This window comes from Solimonas sp. K1W22B-7 (assembly GCF_003428335.1).
GTDB lineage: Bacteria > Pseudomonadota > Gammaproteobacteria > Nevskiales > Nevskiaceae > Solimonas_A.
This window is the reverse complement of record NZ_CP031704.1, coordinates 1411099-1437100: the sequence shown is the minus strand read 5'-3', so window position 1 is coordinate 1437100 and position 26002 is coordinate 1411099. Positions and strand designations below refer to the sequence as shown.

Below are 26002 nucleotides of genomic sequence, written 5' to 3'. Positions count from 1 at the left end.
GATCAGCCCTTGTTCCAGGCTTCGAGGAATTCTTGCCAGTGCGGCGCCGTGCTGGCGCGCAGGAATTCCTTCACCCGCTCGATCTCCTGCGCCAGCCCTGCCGTGTCGAGCAGGCCGCGCATGAACTGGAAGCGCAGGTAGACCAGCCAGGTATTGAGCACGTCGGTCTCGCAGTAGGCACGGATTTCGGCCAGCTTGCCGGCCTGGAAGGCGTCGAACACCATCGAGCCGTCCAGGCCCAGCTTGCCCGGCAGGCCCAGCAGCAGGGCGATCTCGTGCAGCGGCGCGTTCTGGCGGCCGGTATACATCGCCAGCACGTCCATCAGGTCGGTGTGGCGGAACTGGTAGCGGCCCAGGTAGTTGTCCCACTTCGCCTCGCGGTCGAAGTGCCCGGTGTCCCAGTAGCGCGGCGCCTGCACGCCGTTGATCAAGGCGCGGTAATGCAGCACCGGCAGGTCGAAACCGCCGCCGTTCCAGGACACGATCACCGGGCGATACTTCTCGATGCCGTCGAAGAAGCGTCGCACCAGTTCGGCCTCGTCGCTGGATTCCTCACCGAGGGACCAGCAGCGGAAACTGTCGCCCTGGCGCAGCGACACCGAGATCGCGACGATGCGCTGCAGGTGCGCGGGCTGGAAGTCATTGCCCTTGGCGGCCATGCGCAGCGAGCGCATCGCAGCCGCGACCTCGCCGTCGTTCATGCCCTGCAGGTCATGGATGCGGCGGCCGCCCTCGAGATCGGGGACGGTCTCGATGTCGAAGACCAGGGTTGTCTGGATGGACATGATTCAGTCCGCAAATGAACGCGAATCAACGCAAATCGACACGCAGCGGAATTCGCGTTCATTTGCGTTCATTTGCGGACTGCCTTTTGCTTTCAAGACGGAAAGACGCCGGTGGAGATGTAGCGGTCGCCGCGGTCGCAGACGATGCTGACGATCACCGCGTTCTCCACCTCGCGGCAGAGCTGCAGCGCCGCCCACAGGGCGCCGCCGCTGCTGGGGCCGCAGAACAGGCCCTCGATGCGGCCCATCTCGCGCATGGTGTTCTCGGCATCGGCGGCGCTGACCTCGATCACGCGGTCGACGCGCCTGCTGTCGAAGATCGTCGGCAGGTAGGCCTCGGGCCACTTGCGGATGCCGGGGATGGAGCTTTCGCCATCCGGCTGCACGCCGATCACCTGGATCGCCGGGTTCTTCTCCTTGAAGAAGCGCGAGCAGCCCATGATCGTGCCGGTGGTGCCCATCGACGACACGAAGTGCGTGATGCGCCCATCCGTAGCCTGCCAGATTTCCGGGGCGGTGCCCTCGTAGTGGGCGCGCGGATTGTCCGGGTTGCCGAACTGGTCCAGCACCTTGCCCTTGCCGGCCGCCTGCATCTCCAGCGCCAGGTCGCGGGCCCCTTCCATGCCCTGCTGCTGGGTCACCAGCACCAGCTCGGCGCCGAAGGCCTTCATCACCGCGCGGCGCTCCACCGACAGGTGCTCCGGCATGATCAGCACCATGCGGTAGCCCTTCACGGCGGCGGCCATCGCCAGGGCGATGCCGGTATTGCCGGAGGTGGCCTCGATCAGGGTGTCGCCGGGCCTGATCTCGCCGCGCTCCTCGGCGCGCCGGATCATGGAATACGCCGGGCGGTCCTTGACCGAGCCGGCCGGGTTGTTGCCCTCCAGCTTCACCAGCAAGGTATTGTTGCCGGTACCGGGCATGCGCCGGAGCTGGGCAAGCGGGGTATTGCCGATAAAATCGGCGAGCGAGGGAAAGTTCATGGTGCCTATTCTAACCGTTGGGTTCACTGGATGAGGCTCAAAAGCCTCTGGCAGCAGCGCGTCCACGGCTGGCCCTGGCTCCTGATCCCCGGGGGCCTGGTCTGGGGCGCCGGTTTCCTGCTGATCCGGGAATCCCCGGTGGCCATCGGCCTGTGGCTGGGCCTGGGCGGCCTGGGCCTGGGGCTGGCGGCCATCGCCAACCGCAAGCTGGGCCTGGCCCAGCGCGGCCAGCTGGAGGTGCTGCGGCAGCTGGCCACCGGCCGGGTGGAAACCCGTGCCGCCGCCGACCTGCCGGGCCTGTCCGGCGAACTGAGCATCCAGATCAACCAGACCGGCCGCCTGCTGGCCCAATACCGCGACCAGCTCGACCAGCAGGTCGGCCAGGCCACCACCCGCCTGCGACAGGACCTGCAGCGGGTCCATGAAAAGGGAGAGCTGCTGCGCCGCTCCCTGGCCGACAGCCAGGATTCGGCCCGCGCCCAGTCCGAACTGTTCTCCAACCTGTCGCACGAGCTGCGCACCCCGCTGACCGCGATCCTGGGCTACGCCGACCTTTTGCGCCGTTCCGGCCTCAACGAGGAGCAGCGCCAGCAGCTCAATACCCTGGACAAGTCGGCCCGCTCGCTGCTGTCGATGATCAACGACCTGCTCGACTGGAGCCGCATCGAGGCCGGCCACCTGCGCCTCAACGAGGAAAACTTCGACCTGCAGGACACGGTGGAGGACACCACCGCCCTGCTGGCGCCGCTGGCCTATGAAAAGGTGCTGGAACTGGTGCAGATCGTCTACCACGACGTGCCGCAGAAGCTGGTGGGCGACGGCCCGCGCCTGCGGCAGATCCTCACCAACCTGATCTCCAACGCCATCAAGTTCACCGAGAACGGCGAGGTGGTGCTGCGCGTGATGCGCGAGAAAGAAGAAGGCGAGCGCCTGTGGCTGCGCTTCGCCATCTCCGACACCGGCGTCGGTATCGCCCCCGAGCAGCAGCGCCGCCTGTTCCAGCCCTTCCACCAGGTCGGCCGCAGCCAGCGCGGCGGCAGCGGCCTGGGCCTGTCGATCACCCGGCGCCTGGCCGAGCTGATGGGCGGCCGCGTGGAACTCGAGAGCACCCTGGGCAAGGGCTCGATCTTCAGCGCCGTACTGCCCTTCCACGGCACCGCCGAAAAGCCGGCGCCGCAGCCGCTGCAGGAAAAGTCGGCCTGGCTGCACGAGGCACACCCGATCGCGCGCCTGGCGCTGACCCACTGGCTGGAGTTCTGGGGCATGCAGGTGCGTGCCTTCGACTCGGTGGAGCGGCTCAACGAAGCCCTGCTGCACTCCACCCGCATGCCGGACGTGGCCATCGTCGGGCTCAAGGAGATCGAGGCCGACGACCAGCCGGTGCTGGAACTCTGCGGCCTGTGCCGCCAGCACCGCCCGCCCCTGCTGATCCTGGTGGCCTCGGCCTCGCTGGACGTGCACCAGACCCTGCGCGAGGCCGGCGCCGGTGCCTGCCACGCCAAGTCCATCGGCCGCCGCCCGCTGCAGACCGAACTGCTGCGCCTGATCTCGCCGCCCGAGGAAAAGGACGAGCGCCCGCTGGTCGACCGCCTGGCCCTGGTGGCCGACAACAACCCGGTCAACCGCCGCTACATCGCCGCGCTCTGCGCCGGCCTGGGCCTGGAAGTGGTGGAAGCCAACGACGGCCGCGAAGCCCTGAACCTGTGGCGCCGCAGCCCCGGCGACTTCCTGCTGCTGGACGCGCACATGCCGGAAATGGACGGCCCCACCTGCGCCCGCGAAGTGCGCAAGCTGGAGGCCGAGGGCAAGGCCGGCGCGCGCAGCCGCATCCTGGCGATCAGCGCCTACCTGGAACCACACGAACGCCGTGACTTCCTCGAGGCCGGCGCCGACGAAATCCTGCTCAAGCCCTTCGACGAACGCCAGCTGCTGCGCGCCCTGGTCCCCGCCACCACCGCCACCACCGCCCCGGTCTCCACCATGCTGACCGAGGACCCGGACCTGCTGGCGCTGCTGCGCGAGGAACTGCCGCACCAGTTCGCCGCCCTGGAAAGCGCCTTCGCCGACGACGACCTCGACCTGGCGCGGGAATCCGCCCACACCCTGCACGGCACCGCCGCCTTCTACCACCTCACCAGCCTGCGCCAGAGCACCGCCGCGCTGGAACACAGCCTCAAGCGAGTCCCGTCCATCGCGGGCGATCCGCGCATTGCCGAGCAGCTGCATGCGGTGCGTACGGCGGTGGCGGAAACCTTGACGGCGATTGCGCGGAAGAGCGTGGCGACGCGGGGGTGATCGTCGCGCTTTGGCAATGCCTAAATGGCATTGCCTGCGACGATCGCCGCCCGGCCATGGATGGCCGGGCCGGGGGCCGCTGGGCGAACTGAAGTCTCGCCATGGATGGCGCACCGGCAGCGGAGTAGCCCGGATGCAATCCGGGGTTGTGCCGCGAGCCGATGGCGCCCTGGGCTGCGTCCAGGCTACGGTTGGGCTGATCAAAGAAAGAAATAAAGCTGCCGCGCCGCGCTTTCTGCGGCCCGACGGGCAGTGAAGCCAGCTTGTTAAAGAAGCCAGACGATTCCGCGACCTATTCGCGGATGCGTCAGTAGAGCCCTACTCGGTCAGCCCAGGTCGTCTGGTGTGGCGCCATGCGCAGCGCCTGGAGGAGAGAGGCCTCTCGCAGCTCGTGGGACTATTTTAATTTGCCGCGAGCGGGTTTCCCTAACGGAGTTCCGTATTTTTGCGGGGTGAATATCTTCGCGTTTCCCCTCTCCTCAGCGTGGCGTGGAAAGAAAATCGGGCGCGGCAACGAAAAAGCCCGGCACGGAGCCGGGCTGAATTTCGGACGCGAGGTCCCTGCGGAACATTATCGTTGGCTTTGCCGGGAATTCCTAACGGAGTTCCGCTTTTTCTGCGGAGCACCCCAGATTGAACTGGCCCAGGTCCCTATTTTCTATGTCTCAGTGCTAGGGGTGCACTCCATCAGTCTGCCTCCCAATTAGTTTCTCCTCGAACTCAGCGCTTAGCTATGGCAACGGCGCGGCCATCCCCAAAGCTTCTTTATAGGTTCCGGGCATTCTTATTGCTGATGAAAGTACAGGTAGCGCAAGGGCACAGAAAAAAACGGCCATCAAGGCTATACCCGCTGAATACTCTGGGGTGTTGGGAATTGGCCTCCTATCCTGAGAATCAGGAGACGCTATCAAGCATGCAGCAATTGATAGAACTGATATCGCCGCAATGGGCAATGAACACCATTTCAAACTCCCCTTCAAATATTTGAAATCTCCCTGAACAAGGCCAGCTCGAGATCGGCTCTGCTTTATAGTGTTGGTACATTCCGCCACCAGAAGCATTGAGATAGAAAAATTGCACATCACGGCAACTATTATTGAAGCCGAAATGCGAGGCGAAATTACCCAGCCACCACGAGCTTCCCAGTAAATCCAGACCTGGATTACAAGGCAGGCGAGGGTCTCAGTCATTGTCAAACGAAGAATCCATTTTCGATTGCTTAACTGCATGTTAGTTGCATCCGTGCTTAATGGACGAAAAAATCGGAGTAGCCCAGGTGCAATCCGGGGTTGCCGTGAGCCGATGGCACCCTGGACTGCGTCCAAACTACGGTTGGGCTCAGCACGTATGCAAGAAAAGAGGGGTGAACCGGCCCAGGTCCGGCCCCTTTTCTCCTTATATCGAGCACGAGTTAGAGCTTCTACGGCCTAACTGAACGCCAAAAAAAAGAAGAAAATTGCAAAGATCGAATACAAAAAAAAGGCCGTCCAAAACAAACCTGGCCTCTCAGAATGGCGAATGATCTCCCGTCCAAGGCCAGCCGCCCCGGTTTTGAGGATGATTAGCGGCACCAAAAGAAAAAGAAACGCACAAAATAGAATTCCACCCCTCACATCTCGAGAGGATACCGAATACAACGCGCATCCGGTCCCTACTAGAAAGTATATAAATAGCAACCAGCGCCAAATCGTTCCGGACACAACCCCCGATGAATTTGATGTCTGCGATGACGCCGAGATTTTCAAAGCGCACCCATTTTGTCGGTTAGTAGCACAAGGCGCCGTCAACTGCAGCAGCAGAACCGAGTCCAGAATTCCCAGCACACTAAAATAGTGCGCCGGGGACGAAAAAATAGGACAAACCTGGGGCACTTCAGTGTTCCGTTTTTTGCAGGGCCGCGCCTGGAGTGTCTTAGTGTCCTGTCTCTAATGCAGCCTTATAAGTTCCAGGCATCCTTATCGCAGATGAAAGTACAGGCAGTGCGAGGGCGCAAAAAAAGGCGGCTGTGAGAGCGAAATTCTCTGAGTATGCTTGACTCTTGTGAGAGGGATTGGCATGCCACGGCTCGGGCGCAAGCATCAAACATATTAATATCGAAGAAAAGGAAACAATTGCAATGGGCCATGAACACCATCGTAAATTCAATGAATAGAACCTGACCTCACTCCGAAAAAATCCATGCTGCGACTTAAAGTCTTTCAATGCTCGCGTGCACTCTGACATGAGCGATGTAGAGATCGAGAAATTAAACATCGTGGCGATCAGTGCAGCAGTTTCAAGCTCAGGAAAGGCAACTCCTTTCATGCGACCTTCCCAAAAGAGAAGTCCTTGGATGGCTAAGCAAATCAACGTCTCAGCCTCAATGATGTTGAGGAACCATTTCCGGTTGCTTAATTGCATGTCTAATTACGTCCATGCTTTGTGCTGGAGTAATCTTTTGCATACAGGGTGATATTTGCTCCTTTACTGAGCACTAGTCGACGTAGGGTTCGCACCGCGCACGCGGAAGCGGAGTAGCCCGGATGCAATCCGGGTTTGCTGCGAGCCGATGGCACCCTGGACTGCGTCCAGGCTGCAGGCGGGCTCATCGCACAAACAAAAAGCCCGCCAAAGTGGGCTTTTCTCCATATCTACAGAGCAGCGCGCAAAGGCTCATCAGCCGTGCGCTACTTCGAGTGCCAGTGCACGGATAAATTCCTTGTCCTTGAGCAGTTCGGTTTTCAGCACCTGCACAGGCGCCTGGTCGATGGCCTGGCGCAGCGCCTGATTGATCTGCGTCTGATACGGCAGCGCACCGCGCTGGCTGGCGATCTGCTTGTAGTGTTCGACGACATCGCGATCCAGCGCGATGGTGACGCGCACCTTGGTCGCATCCACAGGCTGCGCCTGAAGACTGGCCAACGGGCCACGACGCTTCACTTTCAAAGCTTTCAGATCATATTCCTTGCGCATAAGTGCTGGCCTCCCGGCGGGTGGTTTTTCGAGCGGAGATCAGGCGGATGAGCGGTTCCCGCAGGGTGTAGCTGACGATCAGCAGGCGACCCTTGCTGGAATGCCCGATCAGCAGTTCACGATCCTCATCCTCGCTGTGCTCAGGGTCATAAAACGCGACTTGCTCTGGATCGTAGAAGCAGGTTTGCGCTTCCTCGAATGAGATACCGTGGTTGGCGAGGTTGAGTTCGGCCTTCTCGTCGCCCCATTCAAATTGCATGATATACGTATAACATGCACACGGACTTGTGGAAAGAGTCCGCCGACGGACGGTTCAGGCTCCTGCCGATTCGGGGATTGGGCCTGGAAGACATTGCCCGTACGCCCGCTCGCACACAAACAAAAAGCCCGCCGAAGCGGGCTTTTCTCCATTCCTGCAAGGCAGCGCTTACTGCCGCATCAACGCATCGTGCGCCGGCGGATTTTCCAGGCGCATCGCCAACTGCTGTGCCGGCACGTAGCCGTTCACCACTTCGCCATCCGGCAGCACCATCATCGGCGTGCCGCGGAGGCCCAGGTCCTGGCCCAGCTGCCAGTCGCGTGCGATCGGGTTGGGGCAATCCAGGCGGGCGTTCACCAGCGGCATGCCCGACTTGGCGGCCGTCAGCGCCGCCTTGCGGTCGTCCGAGCACCACACCGCCTCGGCCTTGCGATAGGCGTCCGAGCCCAGGCCGGCGCGCGGATAGAACACGTAGCGGATCGCGATGCCCGCATCGTTGTACTCCTTCATCTCGGAGTGCAGCTTGCGGCAGTAGCCGCAGTCGATGTCGGTGAACACCGTCACCACGTGGCGCGGCTTCTCAGGAGAGAACTCGATGGTGCTGTCCGCGCCCAGCGCGGCGATGCGCTCCAGGCGATAGCCGCGGCGACGGCTCTCGGTGATCTCCTCGCCGGTCTCGACATTCATCATGTCGCCCTGGATCAGGTACTTGCCGTCGGAAGTGACGTAGGCGTAGATCGCACCGGCATTGATCTCGTAGATGCCGGGAGCGCTGGTCTCGTGGATGTCTTCCTTCTTGATCTCGGGCAGCGACTTGGCCAGCGCCTTCTGGACGCGGTCAACCTGGGAATCCTGGGCGCAGGCGGTGCAGGCACCCAGAACCAGGGCGCAGGCGGCAAGGGAAAGCAGGTGTTTCATGGGGGGTCCGGACAGCGAGGAGGCGGGCATTATGACAAAGACCGCCGCGGGACGTTCAATGCCGTACATCAACCGCGGGGGTGGTGCTGGCGATGCAGTTCCTTCAGGCGCGCCTTGGCGACGTGGGTGTAGATCTGGGTGGTGGACAGGTCGGCGTGGCCCAGCAGCGACTGCAGGACGCGCAGGTCGGCGCCATGCTCCAGCAGGTGCGTGGCAAAGGCATGACGCAGGCCATGGGGCGAGAGGGCCAGGTTCAGGCCCGCCTGGGCGGCGTAGCGCTTGATCAGCATCCAGAAATTCTGCCGGCTCATGAGCCCGCCGAGGCGGGTGATGAACAGCCAGTCGCTGGCCTGGCGCTCCAGCAGCCCGGGGCGGGCCTCCTTCAGGTAACGGCCTACCCACTCCATCGCCGGCTCGCCCATCGGCACCAGGCGCTCCTTGCCACCCTTGCCCAGCACCTGCACCACCCCCTGGCGCAGGTCGATCCGCGGCAGCGGCAGCTGCACCAGCTCCGACACGCGCAGGCCGCTGGCGTACATCAGTTCCAGCATCGCCCGGTCGCGCAGGCCCAGCGGGTCCGCCACGTCCGGCGCCTCCAGCAGGCGCTCGACGTCGGACTCGGCCAGGGTCTTGGGCAGGCGCAGGCCCAGCTTGGGCGATTCCAGGCGCGCGGTCGGGTCGTCCGGGCGCTGGCGGTCGGCGTGCAGGTGGCGGTAGAACTGGCGCAGGGCCGACAGCAGCCGCGCCTGCGAGCGTGCCTTGAGCCGCCGCACGGCCAGGTACTGCCTGATGTCGGCCTCCGCCGCCGTCGTCAGCGCGCCGCCGCGCGGCAGCAGCCAGCGCGCGAACAGGGCCAGGTCCGAGCGATAGCTGCTCTGGGTATTCTTGGCCAGGCCGCGCTCCAGCCACAGGCGGTCCAGGAAGCGGGCGATGGCGGCCTCGTCCTCGAAGCCTGGCGCCTCGGCGAGACCTTCTTCAAAGTCTTTGGGATTCACGCACCTATAATACCGTCCCATGCTCAGACGACTCTTCGACCTGGTTTACGCGCCGCTGGCCTTCCTGGTCTTCATCCTGGTGCTGCCCCTGGTCTGCCTCACCGTGATCCTGGCGCCCGGCGCCGCGCTGCGCCGCGAGATCGGCCGCTTCGGCGTGCGCGTGCTGCTGGGCAGCATCGGCGTGCCGCTGTTCGTGCGCGGCCGCCAGCACCTGCCGGCGACACCGGCCCTGGTGATCTGCAACCATGCCAGCTACCTCGACGGCCTGGTACTCACCGCCGCCCTGCCGCGCCGCTATACCTTCATGGTGCAGGACGGCGCCGCCGACTGGCCGCTGGCCGGCTGGACGCTCAAGCGCATGGGCGTGGAGTTCGTCGACCGCGGCAACGCCCGCAGCGCCGCGGCCCTGACCCGCACCCTGATCCGCCGCATGGGCGAAGGCGAAAGCTTCGTGATCTTCCCCGAGGGCACCTTCAAGGCCGATCCCGGCCTGCTGCCGTTCAAGAACGGCGCCTTCATGATCGCCGCGCGCGCCGGGGTGCCGGTGGTGCCGGCCGGCATCCGTGGCACGCGCCGCGTCTACGGCGGCGGCAACCGGCTGCCGCGCTGGGCCCCGGTCACGGTGGAACTGGCCGAGCCCGTGCGGCCGGACGGTTCCAACCATACCGCCCACCACCTGCGTGACGCCGCGCGCGCCGCGGTGCTGCGGCTATGCCGCGAACCCGACCGGGCGCACGCGCATCCCGCCGAAGCCGCCGAGTCCGCCGCCGGCGCGGCGGACTGACGGGCGATCCGTTATCCTTGCCGCCCCGTCCGCGCAGCCTGCGGTCCGGCCCTCGCCCTCTCCCCCCGACTCGATGGCGCTGAAACGAACCTACCGCTGGCAGAACTGGTCCGGCTCCGTGAGCTGCGATCCGCATCACCGCAGCCACCCCCTCGGCATCGAGGAAATCCAGTCCGAGGTGCTGCGCTGTGCCGAGGAAGGCGAGCGCCTGCGCGCGATCGGCAGCGGCCACTCCTTCTCGCCGCTGTGCTACAGCGACGAAAACCAGATGTCGCTCGACGACTTCAGCGGCATCGAGTCGGCCGACCTGGAACGCCGCCGGGTGTGGGTACGCGGCGGCACCACGCTCAAGGAACTGGGCGCGCAGCTGTTCGAGCGCGGCCTGGCGCTGGCCAACCTCGGCGACATCGACGAGCAGACCGTGGCCGGCGCCATCAGCACCGGCACGCATGGCTCGGGCCTGGGCTTCGGCAGCCTGTCGACCCAGGTCACCGGCCTGAAGCTGGTGGTGGCCGACGGCACGGTCAAGACCCTTACCCGCGACACCAGCGGCGAACTGCTCGACGCCGCCGCCCTGTCGCTGGGCGCGCTGGGCGTGATCACGCATGTGGAACTGCAGTGCGTGGACGCCTACCGCCTGCACTGCCAGAGCTTCCGCGCGCCTCTGGAAGAAACCCTGGTGCGGCTCGACGAATACCTGCACGGCTACCGCAACTTCGAGTTCTACTGGTTTCCCTACAGCGAAACCGCGCAGATCAAGTGCATGGACACCACGCGCCGCCCGGCCAGCCTGTGGCAGCCGGCCAAGCTGGCCCGTGACCTGGCGCTGGAGAACGGCCTGATGTGGGGCCTGTCCGAGACCGCGCGGCACGTGCCGGCGATGAGCGAGCGCATCAGCCGCTTCGCCGCGCAGCGCGTGCCGGTCTCGGCAAGCGTGCGCGACTCGCACCAGGGCTTCACCACGCGGCGCCTGCTGCGCTACCACCAGACCGAGTACAGCATTCCGCTGGAGCGGCTGCCGACGGTGATCCGCCAGATCGACCGCCTGATCAGCGCGCTGCGTTTCCGCGTGCATTTCCCCCTGCACGTCAGCTTCGTCCAGGCCGACCCGCTGTGGCTGTCGCCGTCCTACCAGCGCGACTCCGCCTACGTCGCGGTGCACATGTACCGCGGCATGCCCTACGAGGACTACTTCGCAGCGGTCAGCGACATCTTCGACCGCAACGACGGCCGCCCGCACTGGGGCAAGCAGCACGACAAGACCGCGCACGAACTGCGCTCGCTGTACCCGCGCTTCGACGACTTCCGCCAGCTGCGCCAGGAAATGGACCCGCGCGGCCTGTTCCTGAACCCGCATCTCTCGGCCCTTTTCGATATCCACCGCAGGTAGGCGCGAAGCACTTCCCGCCATGACCAAGCCCCTCACTCCCCGCCAGCGCTACGACCGCGACCTGCAGCGCAGCGATTTCAGCCGCGACGCCTCGCAGGCGCAGGCGGTGGACGCCCTGCACGGCGTCTACGAGGCACTGCTGGCCAACCCGCCGAAGCGCCTGTTCGGCCTGTCCAAGCGGCGCTGGCCGGCGGTGCCGGGCCTGTACTTCTGGGGTGGCGTCGGGCGCGGCAAGACCTACCTGATGGATGCGTTCTACGAGTCGCTGCCGTTCACCCGCAAGCGCCGCACGCACTTCCACCGCTTCATGCTCGAAGTCCACGAGCGGCGCCGCAAGTACCCCAACGAGCAGGACCCGCTGAAGCTGGTCGCCGCGGAGTTCGCCGACGAGGCGCGGGTGCTGTGCTTCGACGAGTTCTACGTCTCCGACATCGCCGACGCCATGATCCTCGGCCGCCTGTTCGAATCGCTGTTCGAGGCCGGCGTGACGCTGGTGGCCACCAGCAACATCCCGCCCGACAGGCTCTACGAGAACGGCCTGCAGCGCGCCAACTTCCTGCCCTTCATCGACACGCTCAAGCACTATGTCGGCGTGCTCAACGTCGATGGCGGCATCGACTACCGCCTGCGCACGCTGACGCACGCCGAGATCTACCACCATCCCTGCGACGCGGCTGCCGAGACCAACCTGAAGCAGTGGTTCGACGAACTGGCGCCGGACAAGTGCCGCAAGGACGTCGACATGCAGGTCCACGGCCGCACGATCCACGCCCGCCGCCTGGCCGACGGCGTCGCCTGGTTCGACTTCGCCGCGCTTTGCGAAGGCCCGCGCGGCGCCGCCGACTACATCGAGCTGGCGCGCACCCACCACGCCGTGCTGCTGTCGCGGGTGCCGAAGCTGACCGTGTTCACGGAAGACGCGGCGCGGCGCTTCATCAACCTGGTGGACGAGTTCTACGACCGCGCGGTCAAGCTGATCATTGCCGCCGAGGTGCCGCAGGCGGAGCTGTACGCCGGCGACAAGCTCAAGTTCGAGTTCCAGCGCACGCAGTCGCGCCTGACCGAGATGCAATCCGAGGAGTATCTGGCGCGGCCGCATTTGCCGTAAGGTGCGCATCGCGCACGCGGCGGGGCTCAGCCAAGATCCAAGGTGCGCGGTGCGCACCCTACCGGCTACACAGGAAGAGCCCCTTTCCAGGCCGGGACGAATCTACCAACCCACGGTGCCCCGCCAAGCCGTAAAATCCCGCCCGCCGCATCCCGACACCCCGCCTGAGGGCTGGCGTCAGGTCCGGCGATTACCAGTGCCGCACAGACAGCGATCGCTGACGTCAGGGACATGACGGGCGAATCAGGTCTGCATTATTTTTCGGGGATCACCAAGGGATTTCGTGTCATGAGCGCCGCTTCATCGCCCGTACAGAGCTTCATCGGCAAGACCATCGTCATCACCGGGGCCTCCAGCGGCATCGGCGCCGAGGCCGCGCGCCAGCTGGCCCGCCGCGACGCCGTGGTCTGCCTGATCGCCCGCCGCGAGGAGGAACTGCTCAGCGTCCAGGCCGAGATCCAGGCCGAGGGCGGCGAGGCGCACATCTATCCCACGGACCTGGCGGATGCGCAGTCGGTGGACGACTGCTGCGCCAGGCTGATGGCCGAGCACCCGCGCCTCGACGTGCTGGTCAACAATGCCGGGCGCTCGATCCGCCGGCCGCTGATCGAATCGGTCGGCCGCATGCACGATTTCGAGCGGACGATGCAGATCAACTACTTCGCCGCCGTGCGCATGGCGCTCAACCTGCTGCCGCGCTTCCGCGAGCAGGGCGACGGCCACGTCATCAACGTCTCCAGCGTTGCTGCACTGATGAGCACGCCGCGCTTCGCCGCCTACCTGGCCAGCAAGGCGGCGCTGGACGCCTTCACCCGCTCGATGCGCATCGAGCTGGCCGAACACGGCATCGACGCCACCACGATCAACTACCCCCTGGTCAAGACGGCGATGACCGAGCCGACCAAGGTCTACAAATACCTGCCGCAGATGGAAGTGGCCGAGGCCGCCGGCTGGATCCTCGACGCCATCGCCAAACGCCCCGCCCGCCGCACCACCCCGCTGGCCACCGGCTTCCTGCTGGCCACCGCGGCGGTGCCGGGGCCGGCGCTGAAACTGTTCGCCCAGTTCTACAAGCGCCGCCTGGAAAAGGCCCAGGAGAAGCTGCGCGCCGACGAAAACTAGGTCCCAGCCCTCAGGCCAGCGGCCAGCAACGAAAAAACCCGCCGGCGCGATGCCGGCGGGTTTTTTGTTGTCCGCGGATCAGCGGCTGTAGATGTCGACGTTCACGTCGCGGTCGCCACCGTAGTAGTAGCCACCCTCGATGTCGGCGCGGCGGCGGCGCAGGCGGTTCTCTTCGTTGACCAGCTTGCCGCGCTCATAGCTGTTGCCGGCATTGGAACGCTGCACGCGCAGTTCACGCAGGTCCTCGTCGATGCGGCTGACGGCACGGTTGCGGTTCTGCCGGCTTTCCTCGGCGGCCATGTCGCGCTGCTGCTCGTACTTGGCCTGCCGGCGCTGCTGCTCGCGGTAGTTCAGGTAGTCCTGCGTGTTGTCACGCCCGGTGTTCCTGTTGCGGTAGCTGCTGCCGTAGTTGTTGTAGTTGAAATTGTAGTTGTAGTTGGTGCTGTTGCCGTAACGGCTGTCGGCGCGGGCTTCGCGCGCGCTCTTCCGGAAGCGGTAGTTGTAATCGCTGCGGCCCGGCTCTTCGGTGACCAGCTTGGAGACTGGCGCCGCAACACCGTCGGCGCAGGGCGTCTCCTGGTACACCATCATGCCGTTGGCATTGGAGCAGCGATACCCGGCCTGGGCAGTGCCGGAAGCCAGGGCCAGGAGGAAAGTTGAGGCAAGCAGGATAGTGCGCATGGCAGGTCCGAAGAATCCGTCAGGATGGTCCGAATTAATGTTCGGCAGTGTAGCCACAATAGTTGCGGAGTGCATTGCCTTGTAGGTCATTCTGGGCAATTTGCCTCACTTATGCATCCCCTGTTCAGGCGAATGGGAAAATCTGACTAACGAGTCATTTTTATGGAGGGGCTTTGGTATACTGACTCAGTCGTCACATTGAGCCTGAAGGGGATGTCCATGCTGCAGCCGATCGAAGCCAAAAAACGTCGCAAGCACGCTCCGGAGGAGACCCGCGCCCAGTTGATGCGCGCATCCGCCAAGTGCTTCGCCGCCGTCGGCTACGGCCGTACCCAGGTCAGCGACGTGACCCGGGAGGCCGGTGTCGCCGTCGGTACCTTCTATGTGCACTTCACCGACAAGGAAGAAGCGCTGCTGACCGTGCTCAAGGGCCACTTCGAGCCGGTGCGCGAAGGCCTGCAGGCGCTCAAGGCCAGGCTCAAGTCCGAGCGCAGCCGCGACCTGGCCGCCTCCCTGCGCACCGTGGTCAGCTTCATCCTCGAGCAGTCGCTGGCCGATCGCGACGGCTTCCTGGCCTGGTACCGCCATGGCCATGACGTCAGCGAGAATGCCGACCGCCTGGTGCTGTCCTATTACGGACACCTGGAGCAGGCCGTCGCCGAGGAACTGGTCGCCGCCCCCGGCATCAACGACCAGACCCGCGTGTCGCTGTCGCAGGCCATCGTCGGCATGCTGCTGTCCCTGGCCAACCGCCGCCTGCTGACCGAGGAGCCGTCCGAGGAAGAGGCCATCCGTATCGGCCTGCTGATGGCGCTGGGCGGCGTGACCGCGGCCCGCAGCCAGACCCCGGCGCGGGCTATCGCCGCCTGAAGTTTCTTCCGGTCGCCTGAAAAGGCGCGCAGCGGCCCGGCCGCTGCGCGCCTTTTTCGTTGCTGGCTCCCCGGCCGGATTGACCGCCGGGCCACTGCCCGGGGATGGCGCGTCCCTTGCTGATAACTCTGTGCCCGGAACAGACGGGCCCGCTCTGGATTAGTGCGCTGCGTCATGAAAATGCTCGCAGGCCTGCCTATACTTGGCGGATAAATTATAAGTTTATAGAGCTGGCGGAGGATGGGACCATGAAGTCATCGGCGAAAATGGCCGACGATGCGGGCATCGTCGCGTGTGATAAGCAGGAGATCGATACCGATCTCCATATTTCCTGCAACATGCAGGGTACCGGCGCCCAACGGGCAGCATCCGCGCGCAACCGGTCCGCCATACCGCGCAACTCCGCCGTCCATCGCCCCCGGGCTCCGCAGGATTTGTTCACGGCTGACAATTCTCGTCACCTTGAGCCACCCGCGCCCGCCCTGCCGCCGCCTCTTCCCGCCCTGCGGGAGAGCCGCGTTCCCGGCCGATTCTGTCGGTAAAGCCGGTCGTCGCCTGTCACATTCCTCTTACAGCGCCGCAGCCTTACGACGCCTAAAGTCACTCGCGACCTCAAATCCGAGCGGCTATAGCCGCCAAGCCCTTTCCAGCACTTCTCCTTTCAGGCCATTCGTCTCCCCCACATGAGCAACAACCTCGTCTTCATCGTCATGGATAGCTGCCGTTTCGACAGCTACAAGCAGGCACGGACGCCGAGCATGGATTATTTCGGTGAAGGCCTGAAGCGTTATTCATATGCATCCTGGACCTCTCCCTCCCATTACACCTACCTGATGGGCATGACCCCGCACGACAACCCCCAGGGGGTGTTCGCCTCGGAGGTCTACAAGAAGGAGTTCTCCAAGTGGGTGGACCGGCTGGGCGTGGATGGCCTGTCGTTCAAGTCCTTCGTGCCGCAGCTGTCGCTGCCCAATGTGCTGAAGCAGCACGGCTACCGCACCAACGCCAAGGTGTCGATGCCGGTGCTGAACCCGACCTCGCACATGAACAAGCACTTCGACGAATACAAGCTGATGGCGAATCACAACGATTTCGCCGGCATGGTCAAGGAAATCGACTTCTACGACGACGAGCCGCAGTTCTACTTCCTGAACCTGGGCGAGACCCACTACCCCTACATGCTGGACGGCAAGGACCTGCCGCACATCTCCGGCGTGCACGGCGTGTTCAAGCACATGGACGACAACCTCGGCGAAGGCTCGGAAGACAAGTTCTTCGACGACGAGCAGATGAAGTCGCTGCACAAGCAGCAGATCAAGACGGTGGAGTACGTCGATACCGTGCTGGAGGGCCTGATCGAAAAGGCCCCGGCCGGGACGCATTTCATCATCACCGCGGACCACGGCGAGTGCTTCGGCGAAGGCGGTTTCTTCGGCCACGGCCCGATCGTGCACGAAAAGGTCATGGAAATACCTTTTCTCGAAGGCAAGAAGCGTTAATCAGCGAGGCACGGAACCGCCATGACCAGCTCTTTTGAAATCCTGGGCCTGAGCCCGGCCAGCCTGCCGACCCCGGCGCTGGCGACCGCGGTGGCGCGTGCCTCCGGCACCGGCCTGATCAATCTCGAGTTCTGCGCCGACGCGGCCGCCGCGCAGGCGCAGTTCCTGCGCCTGCTGCAGGAAGCGGGTCGCGGCCGGATCGGCCTGCGCCTCACCGCCGCGCAGGCGGAGCTGGGCAAGACCCTGCTGGCCCGTGCCGGCGACCGCGCACTGACGCTGGTCCTGGGCGGCCCCGCTGCCGGCCTCGGCCACCTGGCCAAGACCATCGGCGCGCGCAAGCAGGATCGCCTGCTGGCGGAGATTTCCGAAGCCGCGGCCCTGCCGGAGCTGGGCAACCGCTTCCATGGCCTGGTGGTGCGTGGCCACGAGTCCGGCGGCTGGGTCGGCGAATACACCAGCTACATCCTGCTGCAGAAACTGGCCGAACGCAGCAAGCTGCCGATGTTCGTGCAGGGCGGTATCGGCGTGCATTCCGCCGCCGCCTGCCGCGCCGCCGGTGCCGCCGGTGTGGTGCTGGACGACCAGCTGCTGCTGCTGGCCGAGTCGCCGCTGGCGCCGCAGCAGCAGTCCGAGTTCGCGCGCCTCAACGGCGCCGAAACCAGGCTGTTCGGCGAGCTGGTGGACCAGACCTGCCGCGTCTATGCCCGACCGGGCTCGCCGGCGCTCAAGCAGGCCGAAGAAGACAGCCGCCAGGTCGAAGGCGGCCTGCTGACGCTGGAACAGTGGCGCGAGCGCATCCTCGCCCAGGTGGGCTGGGCCGGCGACGGCAGCCAGCTGATCCCGCTGGGCCAGGGCATCGGCCTGGCCGCGGGCTTCCGCGACCGCTTCCGCACGGTCGGCAAGCTGGTGCAGGCGATCCGCCGCTCCAGCCTCAAGCACATCGACCAGGCCGCGCAGCTGCGCTTCCTGGATGCCGGCGGCCCGCTCGCCCAGTCGCACGGCACGCGCTTCCCGCTGGCGCAGGGTCCGATGACCCGCGTCTCCGACAGCCCCGAGTTCGCCATGGATGTGGCCAAGGGCGGCGCCCTGCCCTTCCTGGCGCTGGCGCTGATGCGCGGCCCGCAGGTCGGCGAGATGCTGGAAAAGACCCGTGAGCTCTGCGGCGACCTGCCCTGGGGTGTCGGCATGCTGGGCTTCATCCCGCACGCGCTGCGCGAAGAGCAGTGCGCCGAGATCTGGAAGTGCAAGCCGCCGTTCGCGCTGATCGCCGGCGGCCGCCCCGACCAGGCCGCGGAGTTCGAGAAGCGCGGTATCAAGACCTATATCCATGCGCCGGCCCCGGCGCTGCTGAAGATGTACCTCGAGCAGGGCGCGCGGCGCTTTGTGTTCGAAGGCCGTGAGTGCGGCGGCCACATCGGCCCCCTCGCCAGCTTCGTGCTGTGGGAGGAGATGATCGAGGTGCTGCTGGACCAGGTGAAGCCGGGCGAAGAGAAGGACGTGCACGTCCTGTTCGCCGGCGGCATCCACGACGCCCGTTCCGGCGCGATGGTGGCGGCGATGACCGCGCCGCTGGCGGCGCGCGGCATGAAGGTCGGCGCCCTGATGGGCACGGCCTACCTGTTCACCCAGGAAATCGTGCGCTCCGGCGCCGTGGTCGAGGGCTTCCAGGAGCAGGCCGTGGCCTGCGAGCGCACGCGCAACCTGGAGACCGGCCCGGGCCACTCCACGCGCTGCGCGGCGACGCAGTTCGCCGACGACTTCTTCAACCAGCGCCGCGAGCTGATCCGCGAGGGCAAGAGCGCCGAGGAGATCCGCGACATCCTCGAGGACCTCAACCTCGGCCGCCTGCGCGTCGCCTCCAAGGGCATGAACCGCGACGAGACCGGCAAGGTCGTCACCGTGGCCGCCGACAGGCAGCTGGCCGACGGCATGTACATGATCGGCCAGGTGGCGACGCTGCGCGACGCCACCCTCGGCATCGAGGAGCTGCACCAGGACGTCTGCCACGGCGCCCACGTGCTGCTGGAGAAGGCCGCGCCGACGCCCGCGGTGATGAAGCCGGTGCTCAAGCCCTCGGACGTCGCCATCGTCGGCATCGGCGTGGTGCTGCCCAAGGCCAACGACGCCCACGAGTACTGGAACAACGTCCTGCACAAGGTCAGCGTGATCCGCGAGACGCCGGAATCGCGCTGGGACTGGCGCCTGTTCTTCGACGAGAACCGCAAGACCCGCGACAAGATCTACTCGCGCTGGGGCGGCTTCCTCGAGGAGATCCACTTCGACCCGACGCGCTTCGGCATTCCGCCGAAGTCGATGAAGTCGATCGACCCGATGCAGCTGCTGACGCTGGAGGCCGCCAGCCGCGCGCTGGACGACGCCGGCTACACCAAGGGCGGCTTCGACCGCGAAACCACCTCGGTGATCCTGGGCAGCAGCGGTGGCGCGGGCGAACTGGGCCTGCAGTACGGCGTGCGCGCCGAGCTGCCGCGCTTCATCGAGAACATCAGCGACGACGTCTGGGACCGCCTGCCGGAATGGACCGAGGAGTCCTTCGCCGGCGTGCTGCCCAACGTCGCCGCCGGCCGCGTCGCCAACCGCATGGACTTCGGCGGCGTGAACCTCACGGTGGATGCTGCCTGTGCCTCATCCCTGGCCGCGATCAGCATGGCGGTCAACGAACTGGAAACCGGCCGCAGCTCGATGGTGCTGGCGGGCGGCTTCGACACCACCCAGTCGGCCTACGGCTTCACCACCTTCGCCAAGACCCAGGCGCTGTCGCCCAGCGGCAAGCCCAAGACCTTCGACGAGAACGCCGACGGCATCGCGATCTCCGAGGGCGTGGTCATCACCGTGCTCAAGCGCCTGGCCGATGCCGAGCGCGACGGCGACCGCATCTACGCCGTCATCAAGTCCACCGCCGGTTCCTCGGACGGCAAGGCCCTGGGCCTGACCGCGCCGCGCAGCGAAGGCCAGGTGCGCGCGCTGCACCGCGCCTACGCCAAGGCCGGCTTCTCGCCGGCGACACTGGGCCTGATCGAGGCCCATGGCACCGGCACCGCCGTCGGCGACCGTGCCGAGGCACAGACCATCACCCGTGCGCTGGCCGCGGAAGCAGCCGCGCCGCGCTCGGTGGCGCTGGGCTCGGTCAAGACCCTGCTGGGCCACACCAAGGCCGCCGCCGGCGTCGCCGGCATGGTCAAGGTCGCGCTGGCGCTGCACCACCGCGTGCTGCCGGCGCATGTCGGCGTCGAGAAGCCGATCGACACCCTGGCTGATCCGGCCTCCGCCGCCTACCTGCTGAAGGAGCCGCGTCCCTGGGTCGCGCACGCGGACCACCCGCGCCGCGCCGGCGCTTCCGCCTTCGGTTTCGGCGGCACCAATTTCCACGCCGTGCTCGAGGAGTACGGCCACCAGGGCGGTATCGCCGGCGCGCAGCGCTGGCCCCTGGAGCTGTGCCTGTTCCGCGCCGCCGACAAGGCTGCACTGGTCAAGGAACTGGAAACGCTGCGGCCCCGGCTCGAAGCCGGCAGCCGCGTCGGCCTGTCGGAGCTGGCGTTCACGCTGGCCAAGCAGGCGGAAACCCGCAACGGCGGTACGGCGCTGGCGATCGTCGCCACCGACCTCGCCGGCCTGGCCCGCGACATCGACGCGGCCCTGGCGCACTTGCGCGAAGGCAAGCCGCTGACGCCGGGCATCCGCTACAACGCCAGCCTGCCTGTCACTGCACCGTCGCTGGCCTTCCTGTTCCCGGGCCAGGGCGCGCAGCACACCAACATGGGCCGCGAGGTCGCGCTGTTCGTCGACGAACTGCGCGAGGCGATGGAGTTCGCCGACCGCGAGCTGCAGGCGGCACTGCCGCAGGCGCTGTCCAGCATCGTCCTGCCGCCGGCCGCCTTCGACGACGCCACCGAGACCGCGCAGACCCGCGCCCTGACCGACACGCGCGTGGCGCAGCCGGCCATCGGCACGCTGTCGATGGGCTACCTGCGCCTGGCCAAGCGCCTGGGCCTGGAAGCCAGCGCCGCCGCCGGTCATTCCTACGGCGAGTACACCGCGCTGCTGGCCGCCGGCACCATCACCGAGGCCGAGTTCCTGCACCTGTCGGCGGTCCGTGGCCGTGCCATGGCCGAAGCCTCCAGCACCTCCGAGCCCGGCGGCATGGCGGCCGTCCAGGGTCGTCGTGAACTGGTCGCGGCGCAGATCACCGAATACGCCGGCGTCACCATCGCCAACCACAATGCGCCCGAGCAGTGCGTGATCTCCGGGCCGCGGGCCCAGGTCGAGGCGGCGGCGCAGAAGCTCGGTGCCGCCGGGCTGCGCGCGACGCTGCTGCCGGTCTCCGGCGCCTTCCATACCCCGCTGGTGGCCGGCGCCAAGGCCGCGTTGTCCGCGGCGATCAGCGCCACCAAGTTCGCTGCGCCGCAGCTGACGGTGTATTCCAACCAGACCGCCAAGCCCTACCCGGCCAAGCCGACCGCGATGCAGGCCCTGCTCGACGGGCACATGCTCAGCAGCGTCGAGTTCGTCGCCGAGATCGAGGCGATGCATGCCGCCGGCAGCCGCGTATTCCTGGAACTGGGCCCCAAGGGCATCTGCTCCAACATGGCCAAGCAGACGCTGGCCGGCAAGGACGCGCAGGCGATCGCGCTGGACGGCAACGGCGGCGGCCTGCGTGGCCTGCTGCTGGGCCTGGCCGAACTGTTCGTGGCCGGCGTGGCCTGGCAGCCCTCGGCGCTGTTCGCCAACCGCGACCTGGCACTGCTCGACAACACCCAGCTGGCCGACCTGGCCAAGCCGCGCGTGCTGCCCAAGCACCTGTGGCTGCTCAGTGGCGGCTGTGCCCGCCCGATCGACGATCCGCAGGTCCGTACCGGCAGCCAGCCGGCGCTGACACAGGCCAGCTCCGCCGTCGCCCGCAAGGCGCAGACCGACAAGCTGCTGGCCTCGCTGCCGCGCCCGGCCGCCGCGCCGCAGCCGATGGCCGGCGCGATGCCCATGACGGGCCAGGTCCCCGGCCAGATGCCGATGATGCAGGCGCCGTCGCAGGCGCTGAGCAGCGAAGCCCTGGTGGCCTACCAGCAGACCATGCGCCAGTTCCTGAGCCTGCAGGAGCGCGTGGTGCAGCAGTTCCTCGGCGGTGCTGCGCCCGGCACGATGCCGGCCGCCATGCCCGCGGCCATGCCGCTGCAGATGCCGGCGATGACCCTGCCCGCGATGCAGGCTCCGGCCATGCCGGCCGCCGCGGCGCCGATGGCGCTGCCGGTACAGCGCGCGATGCCCGTCGCCGCCGCCCCGGTCGCACGTGCCGCCGCCGTGCCGGCCTTCGATGCCCGCGAAATGCTGCTGGCGATCGTCGCCGAGCGCACCGGCTACCCCACCGAGATGCTCGGCATGGATGCCGACCTCGAGGCCGACCTGGGCATCGACTCGATCAAGCGCGTGGAAATCCTCGGCGCGATGCAGAAGGCGCTGCCGGGCGAAACCGGCGCGCAGATGCAGTCGGTGATGGAACGCTTCACCAAGGCCAAGACCCTCAGCGCCATCGTCGCCGAGGTGCAGCGCCTGGTGCCGGCGCAGGCCGCGCCGGTCGCGGTGCAGGTGACGACGGCGCCCGCCGCGATCGCCGTGGACTATGCCGGCCTGCTCACCAACATCGTCGCCGAACGCACCGGCTACCCCACCGAGATGCTCGGCGTGGAGGCCGACCTCGAGGCCGATCTGGGCATCGACTCGATCAAGCGCGTGGAAATCCTCGGCGCCCTGCAGCAGTCGCTGCCCGCCGACCTCGGCGCGCAGATGCAGGGCAGCATGGAGCGCTACACCAAGGCCAAGACGCTCAGCGCGATCCTGGCCGAGCTGCAGCGCCTGGCGCCCTCCGCCATGGCTGCCCCGTCCGCCACGGTGACGGTCAACGTCGCCGCGCCCGCCGCCGTCGCGGTGGACTACAACGGCCTGCTGATCAATATCGTCGCCGAGCGCACCGGCTACCCCACAGAGATGCTCGGCGTGGAGGCCGACCTCGAGGCCGACCTGGGTATCGACTCGATCAAGCGCGTGGAAATCCTCGGCGCCCTGCAGCAGTCGCTGCCCGCCAACCTCGGCGCGCAGATGCAGGGCAGCATGGAGCGCTACACCAAGGCCAAGACGCTCAGCGCGATCCTGGCCGAGCTGCGGCGCCTGGCGCCGGCTGCCGCGCCCACCGCCACCGTGACCGTCAATGTCGCCGCAGCGGTTGCCGCAGCGGTACCGGCGATCGACACCACCGCGCTGCTGACCAGCATCGTCGCCGAACGCACCGGCTACCCGCCGGAAATGCTCGGCCTGGAAGCCGATCTCGAGGCCGACCTCGGCATCGACTCGATCAAGCGCGTGGAAATCCTCGGCGCCTTCCAGAAGGCCCTGCCCGCCGAACCCGGCGCGCAGATGCAGGCCGCGATGGAACGCTTCACCAAGGCCAAGACCCTGGCCGCGATCGTCGCGGAGATGCAGCGCATCGCCCCGGCGCCCGCGCCGACCGTGACGGTGTCCACCCGCGTCGCCGCCACCCCGGCCGTGGCGATCGACTTCGCCGCGCTGCTCATCGGCGTGGTCGCCGAGCGCACCGGCTACCCGCCGGAAATGCTCGGCGTGGACGCCGATCTCGAAGCCGACCTCGGCATCGACTCGATCAAACGCGTGGAAATCCTCGGCGCCTTCCAGAAGGCCCTGCCCGCCGAACTCGGCGCGCAGATGCAGGCCGGCATGGAGCGCTACACCAAGGCCAAGACCCTGGCTGCGATCCTGCAGGCGCTGAACACGCTGCAGGCACCGGCTACCGCGACCGTCACGCTGGCCACCGCGGCCGTCGCCAGGGCCGCCGCTCCGGCAGCACCGGTTGCCGCGACGCCGCGCTATGTCATGAAGTCGCGCCCGGCCCCGCTGCCGCCCGCCGGCTCCAGGCTCAGCGGCCTGGCCCTGGTCCTGGCCGGCTCCCTGCCGGTGGCCAAGCTGCTGCTGACGGAACTGAAGTCGCAAGGCATGACGCCGGTGCACATCAGCGAAAGCGAACCCGACAAGCTGCGTGCCGCCATCGCCGCCGCCCGCGCCAAGCACGGCCCGGCCAGGGCGCTGCTGCAGCTCAACGGCCTGGACCGCCGCAAGATCGCCGACCTGGCCGCCTGGAAGGCGCGCTACTCGGCGGACGCCCTCAGCCTCTACCACGCCCTCAAGGCCCTGGACGGCGACCTGGAGACGGTGCGTGTCATCGCCGCCAGCCGCTTCGGCGGCAGCTTCGGCCGCGACTCCGTGGGCAACGGCGCCGCTTCCGGCGGCGCCGCCAACGGCCTGTTCAACTGCCTGCGCCAGGAGTACCCCAAGGCGCTGATGCGCGCGGTGGACTTCGACGGGCAGAAGGACGAGGACATCGCCCACCTGCTGGCCGACGAAACGGCGACGGATTGCCGCGAACCCGAGGTCGGCTACGTCGGCAGCGTGCGTCACGGCAGCACCACCGCCAGCCAGACGCTGACTGCCAGCCCCTTCCCCGCCGCGGTGGTCCCGAGCGGCGACTGGGTGGTGCTGGTCACCGGCGGCGCGCGCGGCATCACCGCCGAGATCGTCGAGGAACTGGTGCGTCCGGGCATGCGCCTGGTGCTGCTGGGCCGCACCGCGGTGCCGGGCGCCGAAAGTGCCGAGACCACGGCCTACGCCGACGGTGCCCAGCTCAAGGCCGCGCTGCTCAAGCTGCGCCTGGCGCGCGGCGAGAAGCCCAAGCCGGTGGAGATCGACCGCGAGGTCTCGCGCATCCTGGTGGACCGTGAAATCCGCGGCAACCTGGCCAAGCTCAGCGCCGCCGGCGCCAAGGTCGAGTACCTGGCCTGCGACGTGCGCGACGAGGCGGCCTTCGGCGGGCTCATCGACCAGCTCTATGCGAAGTACGGCAACATCGACGCCGTGCTGCACGGCGCCGGCGTGATCGAGGACAAGCTGTTCGTCGACAAGACGGCGGAGTCCTTCGAGCGCGTGCTCGGCACCAAGCTCGACGCCGCCTTCGTGCTGTCGCAGCGCCTGCGCCCGCAGAGCCTCAAGCTGCTGGCCTTCTTCACCTCGGTGGCCGGCCGTTACGGCAACCGTGGCCAGGGCGACTATGCCGCCGCCAACGAGACATTGAATCGCCTCGCCTGGCAGCTGCACCGCGAGTGGCCGCAGACCCGCGTGATCGCCGTCAACTGGGGTCCCTGGGATGCCGGCATGGCCAGCGAGGGCGTACGCCGTGCCTTCAAGGAGCGCGGCATCGAGGCGATCCCGGTGCCTTCGGGCCGCCGCTTCTTCCTCGACGAAATCGCCTACGGTCCGCGCCACGACGTCGAGATCGTCGCCGGCGCCGGTCCCTGGTACAGCCCGGGCAGCCAGGCCGACGAGGCGCCCGTCGCCGCGCCCGCCGCACAGCCCACCGGGCTGCCGCTGATGCAGGCCGCACCGCGCATGGGCCCGGGCGGCAACATGATGCTGGACCACGAGTTCTGCCTGTCCTCCGATCCCTATCTGCTGGATCACCGCATCGACGGCAAGGGCGTGCTGCCCGCCACCGGCGCACTGGAGTGGATGGCGCAGTTCGTCACCGCGGCCTGGCCGGGCTGGCAGGTGGTGGAGATGCGCGACCTGCGCCAGCTCAACAGCGTGATGCTCGACCCCGAGGTCAACGGCGGCAAGCGCACGGTGCAGCTGCGCGCCCGTGCCTCCTCGCACTCCGACCTCAACGGCCAGACCATCACGGTCGAGATGATCGACCCGGCCAAGAAGCTGCCGTTCTACCGTGCCACGGCGGTGCTGGCGCAGACCATGCCGGAGGCCCCGGTGATCGGCGTCGAGGCGCTGGCGGGCGGCAAGCCCTTCGCCGCCACCGACGCCTACGCCCACTTCCTGTTCCACGGTCCGCGCTTCCAGCTCGCCAGCGACATCCCGCTGGTGGCGCCGGGCGGCCTCGACGCGCGCGTGCGCCCGAGCCTGCCGGGCGAATGGCTGGCCAATGCCTCCGGCAACTGGCTGTTCGACCCCGGCCTCTGCGACGTGGCACCGCAGATGGCGATCGTCTGGTCGCGGCTCAACCGCAACATGACCGCCCTGCCGTCCAGCTTCGCCACGGTGCGCCGCTATGGCAGCGAGCCGCTGCCGAAGGCGCTGCGCCTGGCGCTGCGCCTGCTGCCGGCGCCGCATGACGCGGCGATGGTCTACGACGCGCTGTACCTGGACGAGGCCGGCCGCGTGCGGCTGGAGATGCGCCACTGCGAGGCCACCATGAGCGCGGCGCTGAACCGCCTCGGCGGCCAGGCGGCGGCGACCGTGAAGTCCAATCCTTCCTCTCCGGATCGTGCATGAGCAA

15 protein-coding genes are annotated in these 26002 nt (G+C 66.9%); 8 read left to right on the top strand and 7 right to left on the bottom strand.

Annotated elements, in window-relative coordinates; all coding sequences use genetic code 11:
• Positions 1-2: 2 nt before the first annotated feature.
• Both D0B54_RS06630 and cysM read right to left on the bottom strand, forming a co-directional pair.
• On the bottom strand, positions 3-785 hold the full coding sequence (locus tag D0B54_RS06630) for a 3'-5' exonuclease (protein ID WP_205527291.1): 783 nt from the start codon (positions 783-785) through the stop codon (positions 3-5).
• 92 nt (positions 786-877) lie between these two features.
• Positions 878-1768: a cysteine synthase CysM gene (gene cysM / locus D0B54_RS06625; protein ID WP_117290369.1), complete on the bottom strand. Its 891-nt coding sequence runs from the start codon at positions 1766-1768 to the stop codon at positions 878-880.
• A gap of 30 nt (positions 1769-1798) precedes the next feature.
• Between cysM and D0B54_RS06620 the strand changes: the two genes are divergently transcribed.
• On the top strand, positions 1799-4063 hold the full coding sequence (locus tag D0B54_RS06620) for an ATP-binding protein (protein ID WP_117290367.1): 2265 nt from the start codon (positions 1799-1801) through the stop codon (positions 4061-4063).
• Between the two features lie 2655 nt (positions 4064-6718).
• On the opposite strand, the gene D0B54_RS06615 is transcribed toward D0B54_RS06620, so the two are convergent.
• The 4 genes from D0B54_RS06615 to xerD all read right to left on the bottom strand — a co-directional run bounded on the left by D0B54_RS06615 (position 6719) and on the right by xerD (position 9187).
• Complete coding sequence (locus D0B54_RS06615) at positions 6719-7015, bottom strand: BrnA antitoxin family protein (RefSeq protein ID WP_117290365.1); 297 nt, start codon at positions 7013-7015, stop codon at positions 6719-6721.
• A complete protein-coding gene (locus D0B54_RS06610) occupies positions 6999-7274 on the bottom strand; it encodes a BrnT family toxin (RefSeq protein ID WP_117290363.1) in 276 nt (91 codons plus the stop codon). Before D0B54_RS06610 ends, D0B54_RS06615 begins: the two co-directional genes overlap by 17 nt.
• Positions 7275-7442: 168 nt before the next feature.
• Positions 7443-8192, bottom strand: a complete 750-nt coding sequence (locus D0B54_RS06605) for a DsbC family protein (protein WP_162932258.1) — start codon at positions 8190-8192, stop codon at positions 7443-7445.
• Positions 8193-8260: 68 nt separating this feature from the next.
• Positions 8261-9187 (bottom strand): site-specific tyrosine recombinase XerD, encoded by a 927-nt coding sequence (gene xerD / locus D0B54_RS06600; protein ID WP_240433563.1) that lies wholly within the window; start codon positions 9185-9187, stop codon positions 8261-8263.
• Between the two features lie 19 nt (positions 9188-9206).
• On the opposite strand from xerD, the gene D0B54_RS06595 reads away from it, so the two are divergent.
• The 4 genes from D0B54_RS06595 to D0B54_RS06580 all read left to right on the top strand — a co-directional run bounded on the left by D0B54_RS06595 (position 9207) and on the right by D0B54_RS06580 (position 13591).
• Positions 9207-9971, top strand: a complete 765-nt coding sequence (locus tag D0B54_RS06595) for a lysophospholipid acyltransferase family protein (protein ID WP_117290357.1) — start codon at positions 9207-9209, stop codon at positions 9969-9971.
• A 73-nt stretch (positions 9972-10044) separates the two neighbouring features.
• On the top strand, positions 10045-11361 hold the full coding sequence (locus D0B54_RS06590; RefSeq protein ID WP_117290356.1) for a D-arabinono-1,4-lactone oxidase: 1317 nt from the start codon (positions 10045-10047) through the stop codon (positions 11359-11361).
• A 19-nt stretch (positions 11362-11380) separates the two neighbouring features.
• Positions 11381-12469: a cell division protein ZapE gene (gene zapE / locus D0B54_RS06585; protein ID WP_117290354.1), complete on the top strand. Its 1089-nt coding sequence runs from the start codon at positions 11381-11383 to the stop codon at positions 12467-12469.
• Positions 12470-12757: 288 nt separating this feature from the next.
• Positions 12758-13591 carry an SDR family NAD(P)-dependent oxidoreductase gene (locus tag D0B54_RS06580; RefSeq protein ID WP_162932257.1) on the top strand — a complete coding sequence of 278 codons (834 nt, stop codon included), beginning with the start codon at positions 12758-12760 and terminating at the stop codon, positions 13589-13591.
• 78 nt (positions 13592-13669) lie between these two features.
• On the opposite strand, the gene D0B54_RS06575 is transcribed toward D0B54_RS06580, so the two are convergent.
• Complete coding sequence (locus D0B54_RS06575) at positions 13670-14272, bottom strand: DUF4124 domain-containing protein (RefSeq protein WP_162932256.1); 603 nt, start codon at positions 14270-14272, stop codon at positions 13670-13672.
• Between the two features lie 219 nt (positions 14273-14491).
• Between D0B54_RS06575 and D0B54_RS06570 the strand changes: the two genes are divergently transcribed.
• The 3 genes from D0B54_RS06570 (at position 14492) to D0B54_RS06560 (ending at position 25998) form a co-directional block, all read left to right on the top strand.
• Entirely contained in the window at positions 14492-15142 is a 651-nt protein-coding gene (locus tag D0B54_RS06570) for a TetR/AcrR family transcriptional regulator (RefSeq protein ID WP_162932255.1), read from the top strand.
• Between the two features lie 683 nt (positions 15143-15825).
• Positions 15826-16641: a sulfatase-like hydrolase/transferase gene (locus D0B54_RS06565; RefSeq protein WP_117290346.1), complete on the top strand. Its 816-nt coding sequence runs from the start codon at positions 15826-15828 to the stop codon at positions 16639-16641.
• A 21-nt stretch (positions 16642-16662) separates the two neighbouring features.
• The gene (locus D0B54_RS06560) at positions 16663-25998 is read left to right on the top strand and encodes a type I polyketide synthase (protein ID WP_117290344.1); all 9336 of its coding nucleotides are present in this window, start codon (positions 16663-16665) and stop codon (positions 25996-25998) included.
• Positions 25999-26002: the final 4 nt, after the last annotated feature.